The organism is Pseudarthrobacter sp. NCCP-2145 (assembly GCF_023708005.1).
In the GTDB taxonomy this organism is placed as follows: Bacteria; Actinomycetota; Actinomycetes; order Actinomycetales; family Micrococcaceae; genus Arthrobacter; species Arthrobacter oxydans.
Genome location: NZ_BRCG01000007.1, coordinates 181,813 through 196,704, shown reverse-complemented (window position 1 = coordinate 196,704; position 14,892 = coordinate 181,813). Strand labels below are relative to the sequence as shown.

Genomic DNA, 14,892 nt, shown 5'->3' with positions numbered 1-14,892 from the left:
GGGTCGTAGGGGCGGGCTGGGATCGCGTCCATGTCCGCAGACTACGCCCTGCCGCAGACATCCGGTAGGGGCCCGCCGGGCGCGGGCCTAGACTGCTGGTTATGCGGCTTCTCATTGCCGGCGGCGGGGGTTTCCGGGTGCCGCTGATATACCGGGCGCTGGCCTCCGGACGCTTTGCGGGGATGGTCAGCGAGCTGGTGCTGTACGACGTCGACCCCGCCCGCCTCCAGTCCGTCACCGCCGTCCTGCACAGCATGCCGGGCGGTCCGGGTGCCCGGGTTCCAGTGCACGCCACCACCAACCTGCCGCAGGCGCTGGCGGGCACCGGGATGGTGTTCGCGGCCATCCGGCCCGGCGGTACGGCAGGGCGGGTGGCGGACGAAAGGGTGGCGCAGGACCTTGGCCTGCTGGGGCAGGAGACAACCGGCGCGGGCGGGATCTCCTACGCGCTGCGGACGATCCCGCACATGCTCAACCTGGCACGGCTGATGAAGGAGCACTGCCCGGAGGCCTGGCTGGTCAACTTCACCAACCCCGCAGGCATGGTCACCGAGGCGCTGCTCCCCGTGATGGGCAGGAAGGTCGTCGGGATCTGCGACTCGGCCGGCGGCCTGGTGCAGCGGGCGGCGCGGGCGGCCGGGGCACCGCTGCTGGAGGGAAGGCTCGACGGCGTGGGCTACTACGGCCTGAACCACCTGGGCTGGCTGTACCGGCTGGAGTACAACGGGCAGGACCTGCTGCCGCGGCTGCTCGCGGATCCTCTGGCGCTGGCCACGTTCGAGGAGGGCCGGCTGTTCCCCCAGCCGTTCCTGGCGGAGCTCGGCGCGCTGCCCAACGAGTACCTCTATTACTACTACCAGCGGGACGCCGCCCGCGAGGCTATGCGCGCCATAGCCCGGACCCGCGGCGAGACCATCCACAGCCAGCAGGAGGAGCTGTACCCGCGGCTGGCAGGCGCGGGCGCCGATGCGTTCCGGCTCTGGGAGGAAGCGCGCCGGTCCCGCGAGGAGGGCTACCTGGCCGAGGCACGCACCCAGGGCGGGCAGCGGGACGAGTCCGACCTCGCCGGCGGCGGCTACGAGCGGGTGGCCCTCGCCGCCATGCGTGCCCTGTCTGGAGCGGGTGACACACAGCTGATCCTGAACACCCGCAACTCCCCCGCGCCCGTACCGGACACAGTCGCCAACCAAACCGCGGCCCGGCCGGCCACCCCTGGACCGGCCATTCCAGGGCTGCCGGCAGACGCCGTCGTCGAAGTTCCCTGCACGGTAACGGCCGACGGCGCGCTGCCGCTGCCCCAGCAGGCTCCCCCGGAACCGCAGCTGGGACTGCTCCGGCAGGTCAAGGAGGTGGAGCGGCTGACCGTGCGCGCCGCCGTCGAGGGTGACCGCAAAGCCGCCCTCGCGGCGTTCGCCGGGCATCCGCTGGTGGACTCGGAAGACCTGGCCCATGCCCTGCTGGGCCGCTACGAGCGGGAGTTCCCAGAGCTCCGGGACCTGTGGCGCCCAGGTGTCAGGTGAGGGAGGAGTAGTGTTTTATCGGATGCGCACTCTACCGGCGCTGCCCGTACACGCCGGTGGCCGGAAGGAGGTCCCGTGGCACTGATCCGCAGGGTTGCTTTGCTCTCCCTCCACACCTCCCCCATGGAGCAGCCCGGTTCCGGTGACGCAGGCGGGATGAACGTGTACATCCGCGAACTGGCATCGGCGCTGGCGGAAGCGGGCGTCGAGGTGGAGATCTTCACCCGGTCCACCTCGGCCAACCAGCCCGCCGTCGAACACCCTGATCCGGGCGTCTGCGTGCACAACGTCCTGGCCGGGCCGCTGAAGAAGATTCCGAAGGAAGAGCTGCCGGGCCTGCTGCACAGCATGGTGGCGGAGATCGAGCAGATCCGCCGCCGGCAGCCGCACGGCCGCTACGACGTCATCCATTCCCACTACTGGGTGTCCGGGATTGCCGGCCTGGAGCTGTCCGAGCTCTGGGGCGTGCCGCTGGTCCATACGATGCACACCATGGCCAAGGTCAAGAACCTGCTGCTGGAATCCGGTGAACAGCCGGAGCCGCGGCGGCGTGAACTGGGCGAGCACCGCATTGTGGACGGCGCCGCCCGGCTCATCGCCAACACCAGTGCCGAGGCCGCCGAACTGGTCTCGCACTACGGCGCCACGTACGACCGGATCGACATCGCCCCGCCCGGCGTGGACCTGGGCACCTTCACGCCTGCCTTCCGGGCACGGTCCAGGGCGGAGCGGGGCATCAACCCCGGGACGTTCCACCTGGTCTTCGCCGGGCGCATCCAGCGGCTGAAGGGGCCGCAGGTCCTGGTCAAGGCCGCGGCGCTGCTGCGGAAACGCCGCCCGGACATCGACCTCCGGGTCACCATCCTGGGCTCGCTGAGCGGCAACAAGGAGTTCAACCTCCGGCGGCTGGTGTCGGAGGCGGAGATGGACGACGTCCTCACGCAGCTTCCCCCGGTCAAGGCACCTGAGCTTGCGGCCTGGTTCCGCGCGGCGGACGTTGTGGTGATGCCCTCCTTCAGCGAGTCCTTCGGGCTGGTGGCGCTCGAAGCCCAGGCCTGCGGCACGCCGGTGGTGGCCACACGCGTTGGCGGGCTGTCGCGGGCCATCTTCCACGGCAGGACCGGTCTGCTGGTGGACGGCCATCATGCCGCCGACTGGGCCGACGCGCTCGAGGCCCTGTACGACGACCCCGCCACCCGCGAGGACATGGGACGGGCCGCCGCCATCAGGGCCCAGAACTCGGGATGGGCCCGCACTGCTGCGATCACGCTGGAAAGCTACCACGCCGCCGTCGACAACCATGTGGGGACCCGGCTGGTGCAGGCCTTTCCCGCGTCCTGACAGCCGGCCTGCCCAAATGACGAGAACCTGATCCGCCCACCAGTTCCGCCGAACCATTCCGCCCAGCGAAGGACAACGATGTCTCCCACCCCCAGTGACCTTGAGACTGCCCGAGCGGCACGGATCCGGCCCATCGAGGAGGTTGCGGCGGCTGCGGGCATCAATGCGGACGCCCTCGAGCAGTATGGGCGGTACAAAGCCAAGATCGATCCTGCCCGGCTGCAGGCTCCTGCCCCTGCCGGGAAGGTGGTGCTGGTCTCGGCAATGTCCCCCACGCCGGCCGGCGAGGGAAAGTCCACCACCACCGTGGGGCTCGCCGATTCCCTGGCACGGGCGGGCCACAAGGTGATGATCGCCCTGCGTGAGCCCTCGCTGGGCCCGGTCCTGGGCATGAAGGGCGGCGCCACCGGCGGCGGCTACTCCCAGGTTCTGCCCATGGACGAGATCAACCTCCACTTCACCGGCGACTTCCACGCCGTCACAGCCGCCAACAACGCGCTGATGGCCCTGGTGGACAACCACATCTACCAGGGCAACCAGCTCAACATCGACCCTCGGCGCATGACGTTCAAGCGGGTGCTGGACATGAACGACCGCGCCCTGCGGGAGGTGGTCATCGGTTTGGGCGGGCCCACCCAGGGCGTCCCGCGGCAGGACGGCTTCGACATCACCGTCGCGTCGGAAATCATGGCGGTATTCTGCCTGGCCACGGACCTGGCCGACCTCCGCTCCCGGCTCGGCCGGATCACGTTCGGCTACACCTTTGACCGGTCACCGGTGACCGTGGCGGACCTCGGTGTGCAGGGGGCGCTCACGCTGCTGCTGAAGGAGGCCGTCAAGCCCAACCTGGTGCAGACCATCGCCGGCACCCCGGCCCTGGTTCACGGCGGCCCGTTCGCCAACATCGCCCACGGCTGCAATTCGCTCATTGCCACCCAGACGGCCCGGCGGCTGGCGGACATTGTGGTCACGGAGGCGGGCTTCGGCGCAGACCTCGGCGCCGAAAAGTTCATGGACATCAAGGCACGGACCGGCGGCCTGGCGCCCTCCGCGGTGGTGGTGGTGGCAACGGTACGGGCCCTGAAAATGCAGGGCGGAGTGGCCAAGGACCAGCTGACCGCACCGAACATCGCCGCGCTGGAAGCCGGCGTGGAGAACCTGCGCCGCCACGTCCGCAACGTCGAGAAGTTCGGGGTGCCGCCCGTGGTGGCCATCAACAGGTTCTCCTCCGACTCCGCCGAGGAGCTCGACTGGCTGCTGGCGTGGTGCGCGGCGGAGGGAGTGCCGGCCGCCGTCGCCGATGTGTGGGGACGCGGCGGCGGTGGTGACGGCGGGGATGACCTTGCGGCCCTTGTGGCGAAGACGGTGGCGGGGCCAAACAATTTCCGGCACCTGTACGCGCTGGGGCTGCCGGTGGAGGACAAGATCCGGACCATCGCCCAGGAAATCTACGGGGCGGACGGGGTGGACTTTTCCGTGCCGGCCTTGAAGCGTCTGGCCGATATCGAGCGGAACGGCTGGGGCGGCCTCCCTGTGTGCATGGCCAAGACCCAGTACTCGTTCACGGACGACGCCTCACGCCTGGGCGCCCCGAAGGGATTCACCATCCACGTCCGCGATCTCCTGCCCAAGACCGGTGCCGGCTTCATTGTGGCCCTGACCGGAGCGGTGATGACCATGCCCGGGCTGCCCGCTGCCCCGGCCGCGATGCGCATGGACGTGGACGGCGACGGCAACCCGGTGGGCCTCGCCTGACCCCTGCGACGCTCTCTCACTTGATGTCGGCTTTCCATCGACGCTCTCTCACCTGATGCGGGCTTTCCACGGACGCTCCCTCACCTGATGTCGGCTTTCCGGCGATCCTCTCGCACTTCCCACGAGTCAGGGACCCGTGCGGAAGGCGCATTTACGGTCACAACGGTCCGCGACCTCCCGCCCACGCGGCCTCCCCGCTTCACTGAAACAAAGATCACCGCCGTGCTCAGCACCACGAGTCCGCAGACGAACGCCACGGAGGAGGGGTCGGTGGCGAGCAGATCAGGAATGGCACGGCCCGGCACAGTCACTGCGAAGATGAAGGCCACGGCGATGCCGACGTAGCTGCCAATCATGTTTCCCCTATGCGAGGCGATGTTGCCGCGAACGGCACTGACCAAGCCCAGGGTTACGGTCACGATGGTGAAGGCCGAGAGCCCGTGCAGCCAGCTGAAATGCCCGTCCGACACAATCCAGAAACTGCTGAAGCAGACGTAGTACATGGCAGCCACCCAGAAGTAGCCCATGGTGCGGTGGATACGGTCTCGCTGTCGGCGCAGTATCTGCAAGGGCCCGATGGCCAGCACAAAAAGGGCGCCAACCACGTGGCTGGCAAGTAGAACATTCCCAGGCTCCATAGCCTTAGGATAGAGCCACTATCCATGCGTGTACATCAGGATAGCCGGGCCCGAATTCACTATCCATTGACACGGGCAGGTAAGGAGATCGGGATGCAGCTCAATGAACTGAGTCAGCGGTCAGGAGTCACACCTGCAAGCATCAAGTACTACCTGCGCGAGGGTCTGCTGCCGCCAGGTGAGGCCGTTCACGCAACCCGTGCCGAGTATTCAGCCAGGCATCTCGAGCGGCTCGAATTAATCCAGGCGCTCCGCCAGATCGTGGGCCTTAACATCGGGCAGATTCGCGGCCTCGTGAAAATGGCCGACGACGGCGTGCCCCGCCTCGATCTCCTTGCTGCGGCCCAGCGGGTGGTTCTGGATCTTGGAAACTACACCACGTCGATCGGCGGGGAAGCGGCAGAGGCGACTGACGCCGTCGTGCGTCTCCGCGGTTGGCCGGATTCCGCAAGTGACGCCCGGAACGCCCTCACTGCCCACCTGGAGCTGATGGCGGGCCTCAAGATTCCTGTATCTGAGACAGTGCTGGATGCGTACAGCAAGGCGATGGACGACGTGGCCGGACTCGACATTGCCGCAACGACCGCCCCGGAGAGCACCGACAGGCTCATCCTCACTGCCGCTGTCGGCATGCATATGCACAGCCAGCTTCTCCTTAAACTCCTGGCACTCGCCCAAGCCAGCCACGCCATCCGCCGTTACCAGCGTTAAAGGAGCGGCGCTCCCCCACCGAAGTGAGAGAGCGCCGCGTGAAAACCCACATCTAGTGAGAGAGGATCGTCCGGAAACCGCAGTTAAGTGAGAGAGCGTCCCGGGGGCAACCGGACTGAAGGGTTAGCGCTCGAGGTCGCCGCGGATAAAGGCCTCAACCTTTTCGCGGGCGAGGTCGTCGTTGAACTGCTCCGGCGGGGACTTCATGAAGTAGCTCGATGCGGAAAGCAGCGGGCCGCCGATGCCGCGGTCCAGGCCGATCTTGGCGGCACGGATAGCGTCGATGATCACGCCAGCGGAGTTCGGGGAATCCCAGACTTCCAGCTTGTACTCGAGCGAGACGGGGGCGTCGCCGAAGTTGCGGCCCTCGAGGCGGACGAACGCCCACTTGCGGTCGTCGAGCCACTGGACGTAGTCGGACGGGCCAATGTGGACGTCCTTGGCGGCCAGTTCGGCCTCGACGTTGGAGGTGACGGCCTGGGTCTTGGAGATCTTCTTGGACTCGAGGCGGTCGCGCTCCAGCATGTTCTTGAAGTCCATGTTGCCGCCGACGTTCAGCTGGTACGTGCGGTCCAGGGTGACGCCGCGGTCCTCGAAGAGCTTGGCCATGACGCGGTGCGTGATGGTGGCGCCGATCTGGCTCTTGATGTCGTCGCCCACGATCGGGACCCCGGCGGCGGTGAACTTGTCGGCCCATTCCTTGGTGCCGGCGATGAACACGGGCAGGGCGTTCACGAAGGCAACGCCGGCGTCAATCGCTGCCTGGGCGTAGAACTCGGCTGCTTCCTGCGATCCGACGGGCAGGTAGCAGACCATCACGTCAACCTTGGCGTCCTTGAGTGCCTGCACAACGTCGACGGGCTCTTCGGTGGACTGCTCGATGGTCTCGAGGTAGTACTTGCCGAGGCCGTCGAGGGTGTGGCCGCGCTGGACGGTAACGCCGGTGGGCGGCACGTCGGCGATCTTGATGGTGTTGTTTTCGCTCGCCAGGATGGCATCGGAAAGGTCAACGCCGACCTTCTTGCCATCAACGTCAAACGCGGCGACGAACTCAACGTCACCCACGTGGTACTGGCCGAACTCAACGTGCATCAGGCCCGGGATCGTGGCCTTGGGGTCGGCATCCTTGTAGTAGTGGACGCCCTGGACCAGCGAAGCGGCGCAGTTGCCTACGCCGACGATTGCAACACGAATCGGATGTGAAGACACGGAACTCCTTTGAGGACAAACGTCAGCCCGCCGGCGTCGCGTCCGGGAGGGGACGACGGCGGCGCGGCAGGCTCTGCGCCAAAACGGCGCCTTTTCATAGTAACCAACAGAGTGGGACGCGGGGTTGTTCCCTTGTCCCACTCTGCGGAATCACCGTAACCGAATCAGGCCGGCTGCTTCCAAAGGTTGATGTCGGATTCCACCGCGAACTCGTCGATGGCGTTCAGCTCATCGGCGGTGAACGCCAGGTTGTTGATGGCGGACAGGGTGTCCTCCAGCTGGGTGACGCTGGACGCGCCCACCAGGGCCGACGTGACGGGCGAACCCTTGGGCTGGTCCCGCAGGATCCATGCAATGGCCATCTGGGCGAGGGACTGTCCGCGCCCGGCGGCGATGGCGTGCAGGCCGCGGATCCGCTCCAGCTTCTCCTCGGTGATCGCATCCTCGGAGAGGAAGCGGGCCTTGGCTGCCCGGGAATCTGCGGGGATGCCGTTGAGGTACCGGTCGGTGAGCATGCCCTGTGCGAGCGGGGAGAAGGCGATGGAGCCTGCCCCCACCTGGTCCAGCGCTTCGTAGAGGTTGGGCGAACCGTTCTCCGTCCACCGGTTGAGCATCGAGTAGCTGGGCTGGTGGATGAGCAGCGGCGTCCCCAGGTCCTTCAGGATGCGCGCGGCCTCAATGGTCTGCTCCGGGGTGTAGGAGGAGATGCCCGCGTACAGTGCCTTGCCTGAACGGACGGCGTAGTCCAGGGCGCCCATGGTCTCTTCCATCGGCGTTTCCGGATCCGGCCTGTGGCTGTAGAAGATGTCCACGTAGTCCAGGCCCATTCGTTGCAGCGACTGGTCCAGGCTGGAGATGAGGTACTTGCGGGAGCCCCACTCACCATACGGGCCGGGCCACATGTAGTAGCCGGCCTTGGTGGAGATGACGAGTTCGTCCCGGTAGGGCCTGAAGTCGTCTTGGAGGTGCCGGCCGAAGTTCGTTTCGGCGGACCCGTCCGGCGGGCCGTAGTTGTTGGCGAGGTCGAAGTGGTTGACGCCGAGGTCGAACGCGCGGCGCAGGATGGCGCGCTGTTCGTCGAAGCGCTTGTCATCGCCGAAGTTGTGCCACAGGCCGAGCGAGATGGCGGGGAGCTTGAGTCCGCTGCGGCCGACGCGGCGGTAGGGCATGGATTCGTAGCGGTCTTCCGCCGCGGAATAAGTCATGTGTTCCATCCTGCCAGCTGTGACCCGCGCAACAGGCCAGGGCGGAAAAGTTACGCCGCGGGCTGACATCAGCCCGCGGCGCAACACTGCCCGAAATGGAGCGTCAGGATTTGACGATTGCCGCACTCCAGGGCGCCAGGGCGAGGGCCTCGCCGTCAAGGCCGGTCCCCTCGTCCGTTGCAAGCAGCACCGTCCCGGAAACGTCCTCCAGCCGCACCTTGGCGTCTGAGAGGTTCAGCAGTACCTCAACGCTTCCGCGGCGGAAACGCAGCCAGCCGGCGTCGTCGTCGAACGTCACGTCCGTCTCGGTGAAGCCGAGCCCGGCAAGCTCGGGGTGCCCGCGGCGCAGCGCCGTGAGGGAGCGGTAAAGCTCCAGGAGCCGTGCGTGGTCCCCGCCTGAGGACTCGTTCCAGTCCAGCTTGGACCGGCGGAAGGTTTCCGGATCCTGGGGGTCGGGCACGACGGCGGGATCCCACCCCATGCGCTCGAACTCCTTGATCCGGCCTTCCGCGGTAGCCTTGCCCAGCTCCGGCTCCGGGTGGGAGGTGAAGAACTGCCAAGGGGTGCTGGCCGCAAACTCCTCGCCCATGAACAGCATGGGCGTGAACGGGGACGTCAGGGTGAGCACGGCGGCCACGGCCAGCTGCCCGTGGGACAGCGACTGGGAGAGCCTGTCCCCCGTGGCGCGGTTGCCGATCTGGTCGTGGTTCTGGTTGCAGACCACCAGCGCCGCAGGGTGCACCAGCGAGGCGTTGATCGGCCGGCCGTGGTGCCGGCCGCGGAAGCTGGAGTAGCTGCCGTCGTGCAGGAAGCCGTCCTGCAGGACCTTTGCCAGCACCGCCAGGGACTGGAAGTCCTCGTAGTACCCGGTGGTCTCACCGCTGACGCTGACGTGGACCGCGTGGTGGAAGTCGTCGCTCCACTGCCCGGCCAGCCCGTACCCGTTGACGTCCCGCGGGTACAGCAGGCGGGGGTTGTTCAGGTCCGACTCGGCAATCAGGGTCTTCGGCAGCCCGGTCTCCGCCGAGACGGCGTCGCCCAGGGCCCCGAACTCCTCAAGGATGTGCACGGCGCGCTCGTCCTTCAGCGCGTGCACGGCGTCCAGGCGGAGGCCGTCCACGTGGTAATCCCGGAGCCAGAGGGCAAGGTTGTCCAGGATGTATTCCCGCACCACGTCGGAGCCGGGACCGTCCAGGTTCACGGAGTCACCCCAGGTGTTGGCATCCCCCTGTTTCAGGTACGGGCCGAACCTGGACAGGTAGTTTCCGCTCGGGCCGAGGTGGTTGTACACCACGTCCTGGATGACGCCCAGGCCGGCGGCGTGGGCAGCGTCCACAAAGCGCTGGTAGGCCGCAGGCCCGCCGTAGCCTTCATGGACCGCGTACCACTGGACGCCGTCGTAGCCCCAGTTGTGGGTCCCGTTGAAGCCATTGACCGGGAGCAGCTCGACTAAGTCGATTCCCAGGTCCGCAAGGTAGCCGAGCTTTTCGGCTGCAGCGTCCAGGGTTCCCTCAGGGGTGAAGGTGCCGATGTGGAGTTCGTAGATTACCGAACCCTTCAGCTCCTTGCCCTTCCAGCCGGAGTCCTGCCAGGCGTGGGCTGCGGGGTCGAACGTCCTGGAGAGCTCATGGACGCCGGCGGGCAGGCGGCGCGACCGCGGATCGGGAACTGGGTGGCTGTCCCCGTCCAGCAGGTAGCCGTAGTCCACCTCACCGCCAGCCGGAGCGTCCGGGGCTGTCCACCAGCCTTCAGAACCAGGCGCCGTGTCCTTTTCCACCATGGGATACTGCTGGCCGCCGGCCAGCAGTATCACGGATTTAGCGTCGGGAGCCCAGACGTCGAAGCGCTCGGGCCCGCCATTGACGAGGGTCATGCCTTTTCTCCATCCGCCGGTACGAGCAATGCCACGGGGTAGGTGCCCAGGACGTCGGCCACCGGAACGGAGCCGGGTCCGTAGGCGTTGCCGGTGAGTTCGTCACGCACCGCAACGGGAAGTTCGACGGCGGTGTCCCGCCATCCGCCGTCGGCAGCGAGTCCGGCGGGAAGCCGGGTGGCCAGGGTCAGGGCGCCCAGGGCGCCGTCACCCCCGCGGTGGAACGCGAGGAGGTGATCCGCCGCCGGGCCCGTGGCTGTCACGGGGCTGTAGCCCTGGAACAGTTCAGGCCGGTCGCGGCGGAGCCGGAGCGCGCGGGACGTGGCCAGGAGCTTGCTGGTTTCCGTGCCGGCCGCGGGGAGGGTGCCGGCGTCGAGCTTGGCAAGCTCCTGCCGGCGGACCTCAAAGTCCACCGGCCGCCGGTTGTCGGGGTCGGTCAGGGACCGTTCCCAGAACTCGCTGCCCTGGTAAACATCCGGAACGCCGGGCATGGTCAGCTGAACCAGCTTGGCGGACACGGAGTTGGACGCGGCGTAGGAATCGATCCGTGCCACGAAGTCCTCCACCGCTTTGGTGACGCGGCCGTCGTCGAACACTGCGTCCACCGCGGCCTTGACGGAGGATTCGAAGTCCTCGTCGGGGCTGGTCCAGGTGGTGGAGTTGCCGGCTTCCCGGGCAGCCTTCTCGGCGTAGCCCTGCAGGCGTTCCCTGCTTGCGGGCCACGCCCCCACCACAGCCTGCCACAGCAGGTTCTCGTAGGGGCCGTCCGGAATCGGGGCGAGTCCGCGGAGCGTGGCCAGGGTGTCCGCCCACTCCTCCGGCAGCTCGGCGATGACCGAGATCCGCGCCCGGGCGTCCTCGCTGCGCTTGGTGTCATGCGTGGACATGGTGGTCATGGACAGGGGAAGTTCCTGTTGGCGCCGGACCATCCGCTGGTGGAACTCAGCCGCGGAAACAGAGAACTCTGTCGGTTCGGCCCCCACCTCTGTCAGGGTGCCCAGGCGGGTGTAGCGGTAGAACGCCGTATCCTCGACGCCCTTTGCCATCACCATGCCGGAGGTCTGCTGGAAGCGGACCGCGATGGGGTTCCCGGGATCAAGGAGCAGCGGCAGCAGGGTGCCCACGGCAACCTCGAGGTCGGACCGGTGGGCCGCCGCTGATTCGCACGCTTCCTTGAGGATCTCGGCGCCGGTGGGCAGGTACGTCCGGTAGACCGGGAACGCAGCGATGATCTCGGCAATGGCATCTGCTGCCTGCTCCACCGGCAGCCCATAGGACTCCGGTACCAGGCGGGCCAGGCGCAGGACCTCGGACCGCAGGATGCCGTCCGCGATCATCCGCTTGGTGCCCCTGATCATCTCCGCGTAGTCCGCAGGGGTGCTGGAGCCGCGAAGCTTCGCGTCCAGCTCGTCCAGCGCCTGCTGGCCTGCGGGGTCCACGAACACCCGGTCCACGTCCGCGAGGGCGTCGTACCCGGTGGTTCCCTCGGTGGCGAAGTCCTGCGGCAGGGTTTCGCCCGGCTCGAGGATCTTTTCCACCAGGACGTAGGCTCCGCCGCTGAGGTCCTTCAGCCAGCGCAGGTAGCCGGCGGGATCGGCCAGGCCGTCCGGGTGGTCAACCCGTAGGCCGTCCACCAGGCCTTCCTTGAACCAGCGGCCCACCTCGGCATGTGCTTCCTCGAAGACCTTGGGGGTTTCCACCCGGATCCCGGCCAACGTGGTCACTGCGAAGAAGCGCCGGTAGTTCAGTTCGGCGTCCGCCCGGCGCCAGTCCATCAGCTCATAGTGCTGCCGGCTGTGCACTTCCTGGGGGGAGTCGCCCTCCGAGTAGCTTCCCGAAGCGAGCGGGAACCGGTGGTCGTAGTAGCGGAGCTCGCCGTCCTTGATTTCAAGCTTGTCCAGGTCGTCGTCCGAGCCAAGCATGGGCAGCCGGATCTTCCCGCCTGCCAGGTCCCAGTCGACGTCGAAGGCTTCGGCGTAGGGCGAGCCCTGCCCTTCCTTCAGCAGGGACCACCACCAGGGGTTCTGCACGGGCGTCGCTACGCCCACGTGGTTGGGCACGATGTCCACCAGGACACCCATGCCGTGCTCGCGGGCAGCCTTGGACAGGGCCAGCAGGCCCTCGGGGCCGCCCCGCTCCGGGTCCACCGCGGAGGGGTCGGTCACGTCGTAGCCGTGATCCGAGCCCTGCTCCGCGGTGAGGATGGGCGAGAGGTAGACCCAGTCAACGCCGAGGTCCTTGAGGTACGGGACCTTGTCGGCGGCGTCGAACAGGGTGAAGCTGCGGCGGATCTGAAGTCGGTAGGTGGATGCCGGGACCCTCACTTTGCCGTAGCCTTCCGTTCCCCGATCTTGGTGGTCTTGCCGGGCTCGGCCACCATGGGGGTGGTAAGCGATTCGGTCTCGCTGGTGGAGGTCTGCGTCAATGCCGCCAGGGAAGCCGCCACGGAGTGGTCCGGTTCAACTTCCTCGACGGTGTGCGCACGGAGGACCACCAGGGACTTGGCCTCGACGGGCAGCGGCTGGCCGGCAGCGACCGGCTCCGTGTCCGCGTTCTGCCCGGCGGTGTCGATGATGACGTCCCAGGCCGGGGCGTACTCGTCCGAGGGCAGGGTGAACTTGACGGTGTCGTCGTGGGCGTTGAAGTACAGCAGGAAGTTCACGTCGGTGATCCTGCGGCCGCGGCTGTCCTTGCCCTGGATGCCGTGCCCGTTCAGGAACACGCCCACGGACCGGCCGAACCCGCTGTCCCAGGCCTCGGGCTTCATGTTCTCGCCCTCCGGGTCCAGCCATACGATGTCCGGCAGCCGTTCGCCTTCCCCACGCAGTACCGGGCGCCCGTCGAAGAAGCGGCTGCGGCGGAAGGTGGGGTGCTTGGCGCGGAGCGCGTTGACGGCCGCGGTGAACTCGATCAGCGGCTGGTCAACGGTGTCCCAGTTGATCCAGGTCAGCTCGGAGTCCTGGCAGTAGCCGTTGTTGTTGCCCTGCTGGGTGCGTCCCATTTCGTCACCGTGCAGGAGCATGGGGACGCCCTGGGAGAGCAGCAGCGAGGCGATGAAGTTCCGCTGCTGGCGGGCGCGGAGGCCTAGGACTTCGGGATCGTCCGTGGGACCTTCAATGCCGCAGTTCCAGGACCGGTTGTGGGATTCGCCGTCGTTGTTGTCCTCGCCGTTGGCGTCGTTGTGCTTCTCGTTGTAGGACACCAGGTCCGCGAGGGTGAAGCCGTCGTGCGCGGTGACGAAGTTGATGGATGCCACGGGGCGGCGGCCGGAGTGCTCGTACAGGTCCGCGGAACCGGTGATGCGGGAGGCGAATTCGCCCAGGGTGGCGGGCTCGCCGCGCCAGAAGTCGCGCACGGTGTCGCGGTACTTGCCGTTCCATTCGGTCCACTGCGGCGGGAAGTTGCCCACCTGGTAGCCGCCGGGTCCAACGTCCCACGGCTCGGCGATGAGCTTGACCTGGGACACGACCGGGTCCTGCTGGATGAGTTCGAAGAAGGTGGACAGCTTGTCCACGTCATAGAACTCGCGGGCCAGGGTGGAGGCGAGGTCGAAGCGGAAGCCGTCCACGTGCATTTCGGACACCCAGTAGCGCAGCGAGTCCATGAGCAGCTGCAGGGAATGCGGCTGGCGGACGTTCAGGGAGTTGCCGGTGCCGGTGTAGTCCATGTAGTGCTTCTCGTCGCCCTCCATCAACCGGTAGTAGGCGGCGTTGTCGATGCCCTTGAAGGACAGCGTGGGGCCCAGGTGGTTGCCTTCGGCGGTGTGGTTGTACACCACGTCCAGGATGACCTCGATGCCCGCTTTGTGCAGGGAACGGACCATGGCCTTGAAGTCCTGGACCTGCTGGCCGGTGTCCCCGGTGGAGCTGTAGGTGTTCTGCGGCGCGAAGAAGCCGATGGTGTTGTAGCCCCAGTAGTTGTTCAGGCCCTTGTCCTGCAGGGTGCCGTCATTGACGAACTGGTGCACGGGCATCAGCTCGATGGCGGTGACGCCGAGCTTCTGCAGGTGGGAAATGACGGCGGGGTGCGCCACGCCGGCGTAGGTGCCGCGCTGCTCCTCGGGGATTTCCGGGTGCAGCTGGGTGAGGCCCTTGACGTGCGCTTCGTAGATGACGGACTGGTGGTACGGGATCCGGAGGTTCTGGTCGCCGTCCCAGTCGAAGAACGGGTTGATGACCACGCCCATCATCATGTGGCTGGCGGAGTCCTCGTTGTTGATGGAGTCCGGCTCGCCGAGGTTGTACGTGAACAGTGAGGGATCCCAGTCAACCTGGCCGTGAACGGCCTTGGCGTAGGGGTCCAGCAGGAGCTTGTTGGGGTTGAAGCGGTTGCCGGACGCGGGGTCGTACGGTCCGTGGACCCGGTAGCCGTACTTCTGGCCGGGCTGGACCTGCGGGATGTAGCAGTGCCAGACGTAGCCGTCCACCTCGTCCAGCTCGATGCGGGTTTCCTCGCCGTCCTCATCGAAAAGGCAAAGCTCGACTTTTTCTGCTCGTTCGCTGAACAGCGCAAAGTTGGTGCCGGTTCCGTTGTAGGTGGCGCCAAGGGGATAAGCCGATCCAGGCCAGACTTCCATAATGCTCCTCATTGTGATTCGGCAGCAGAAGAGCAGGAGCGCCCTGCTGCCGGTGCGAACTAAT

General features: G+C 67.0%; 10 protein-coding genes. 4 read left to right on the top strand and 6 right to left on the bottom strand.

The genetic code is table 11. The features are described 5' to 3' along the window. Positions 1 to 101 precede the first annotated feature (101 nt). The 3 genes from NFU08_RS08605 (at position 102) to NFU08_RS08595 (ending at position 4,616) form a co-directional block, all read left to right on the top strand. A complete protein-coding gene (locus NFU08_RS08605) occupies positions 102 to 1,520 on the top strand; it encodes a 6-phospho-beta-glucosidase (protein WP_251422238.1) in 1,419 nt (472 codons plus the stop codon). A 75-nt stretch (positions 1,521 to 1,595) separates the two neighbouring features. After that, complete coding sequence (gene mshA / locus NFU08_RS08600) at positions 1,596 to 2,861, top strand: D-inositol-3-phosphate glycosyltransferase (protein WP_174176606.1); 1,266 nt, start codon at positions 1,596 to 1,598, stop codon at positions 2,859 to 2,861. A 78-nt stretch (positions 2,862 to 2,939) separates the two neighbouring features. After that, positions 2,940 to 4,616, top strand: a complete 1,677-nt coding sequence (locus NFU08_RS08595) for a formate--tetrahydrofolate ligase (RefSeq protein ID WP_251422235.1) — start codon at positions 2,940 to 2,942, stop codon at positions 4,614 to 4,616. 80 nt (positions 4,617 to 4,696) lie between these two features. Here the strand turns inward: NFU08_RS08595 and NFU08_RS08590 are convergent, their stop codons facing one another. Continuing rightward, positions 4,697 to 5,254, bottom strand: coding sequence for a DUF2306 domain-containing protein (locus tag NFU08_RS08590; protein WP_251422230.1), 558 nt, complete (start codon positions 5,252 to 5,254; stop codon positions 4,697 to 4,699). A 93-nt stretch (positions 5,255 to 5,347) separates the two neighbouring features. Here NFU08_RS08590 and NFU08_RS08585 point away from each other — a divergent pair, with 93 nt between their 5' ends. After that, the gene (locus tag NFU08_RS08585) at positions 5,348 to 5,965 is read left to right on the top strand and encodes a MerR family transcriptional regulator (protein WP_251422227.1); all 618 of its coding nucleotides are present in this window, start codon (positions 5,348 to 5,350) and stop codon (positions 5,963 to 5,965) included. Between the two features lie 123 nt (positions 5,966 to 6,088). On the opposite strand, the gene NFU08_RS08580 is transcribed toward NFU08_RS08585, so the two are convergent. The 5 genes from NFU08_RS08580 to glgX all read right to left on the bottom strand — a co-directional run bounded on the left by NFU08_RS08580 (position 6,089) and on the right by glgX (position 14,828). Beyond that, positions 6,089 to 7,174, bottom strand: a complete 1,086-nt coding sequence (locus tag NFU08_RS08580) for an inositol-3-phosphate synthase (RefSeq protein WP_174176614.1) — start codon at positions 7,172 to 7,174, stop codon at positions 6,089 to 6,091. A 164-nt stretch (positions 7,175 to 7,338) separates the two neighbouring features. After that, positions 7,339 to 8,379 carry an L-glyceraldehyde 3-phosphate reductase gene (mgrA, locus tag NFU08_RS08575; protein ID WP_174176616.1) on the bottom strand — a complete coding sequence of 347 codons (1,041 nt, stop codon included), beginning with the start codon at positions 8,377 to 8,379 and terminating at the stop codon, positions 7,339 to 7,341. Between the two features lie 103 nt (positions 8,380 to 8,482). Then, positions 8,483 to 10,252: a malto-oligosyltrehalose trehalohydrolase gene (treZ, locus tag NFU08_RS08570; RefSeq protein WP_251422224.1), complete on the bottom strand. Its 1,770-nt coding sequence runs from the start codon at positions 10,250 to 10,252 to the stop codon at positions 8,483 to 8,485. After that, positions 10,249 to 12,576, bottom strand: a complete 2,328-nt coding sequence (treY, locus tag NFU08_RS08565) for a malto-oligosyltrehalose synthase (protein ID WP_251422222.1) — start codon at positions 12,574 to 12,576, stop codon at positions 10,249 to 10,251. Before treY ends, treZ begins: the two co-directional genes overlap by 4 nt. Next, positions 12,573 to 14,828 (bottom strand): glycogen debranching protein GlgX, encoded by a 2,256-nt coding sequence (glgX, locus tag NFU08_RS08560; protein ID WP_251422219.1) that lies wholly within the window; start codon positions 14,826 to 14,828, stop codon positions 12,573 to 12,575. The genes treY and glgX overlap by 4 nt, the downstream gene beginning before the upstream one ends. Positions 14,829 to 14,892 lie beyond the last annotated feature (64 nt).

Bases quoted from the DNA above. Each gene is read 5' to 3' on its own strand.
- NFU08_RS08605 (WP_251422238.1), top strand. From the start codon at position 102: ATGCGGCTTCTCATTGCCGGCGGCGGGGGTTTCCGGGTGCCGCTGATA.
- NFU08_RS08595 (WP_251422235.1), top strand. From the start codon at position 2,940: ATGTCTCCCACCCCCAGTGACCTTGAGACTGCCCGAGCGGCACGGATC.
- NFU08_RS08590 (WP_251422230.1), bottom strand. From the start codon at position 5,254: ATGGAGCCTGGGAATGTTCTACTTGCCAGCCACGTGGTTGGCGCCCTT.
- NFU08_RS08585 (WP_251422227.1), top strand. From the start codon at position 5,348: ATGCAGCTCAATGAACTGAGTCAGCGGTCAGGAGTCACACCTGCAAGC.
- mgrA (WP_174176616.1), bottom strand. From the start codon at position 8,379: ATGACTTATTCCGCGGCGGAAGACCGCTACGAATCCATGCCCTACCGC.
- treZ (WP_251422224.1), bottom strand. From the start codon at position 10,252: ATGACCCTCGTCAATGGCGGGCCCGAGCGCTTCGACGTCTGGGCTCCC.
- glgX (WP_251422219.1), bottom strand. From the start codon at position 14,828: ATGGAAGTCTGGCCTGGATCGGCTTATCCCCTTGGCGCCACCTACAAC.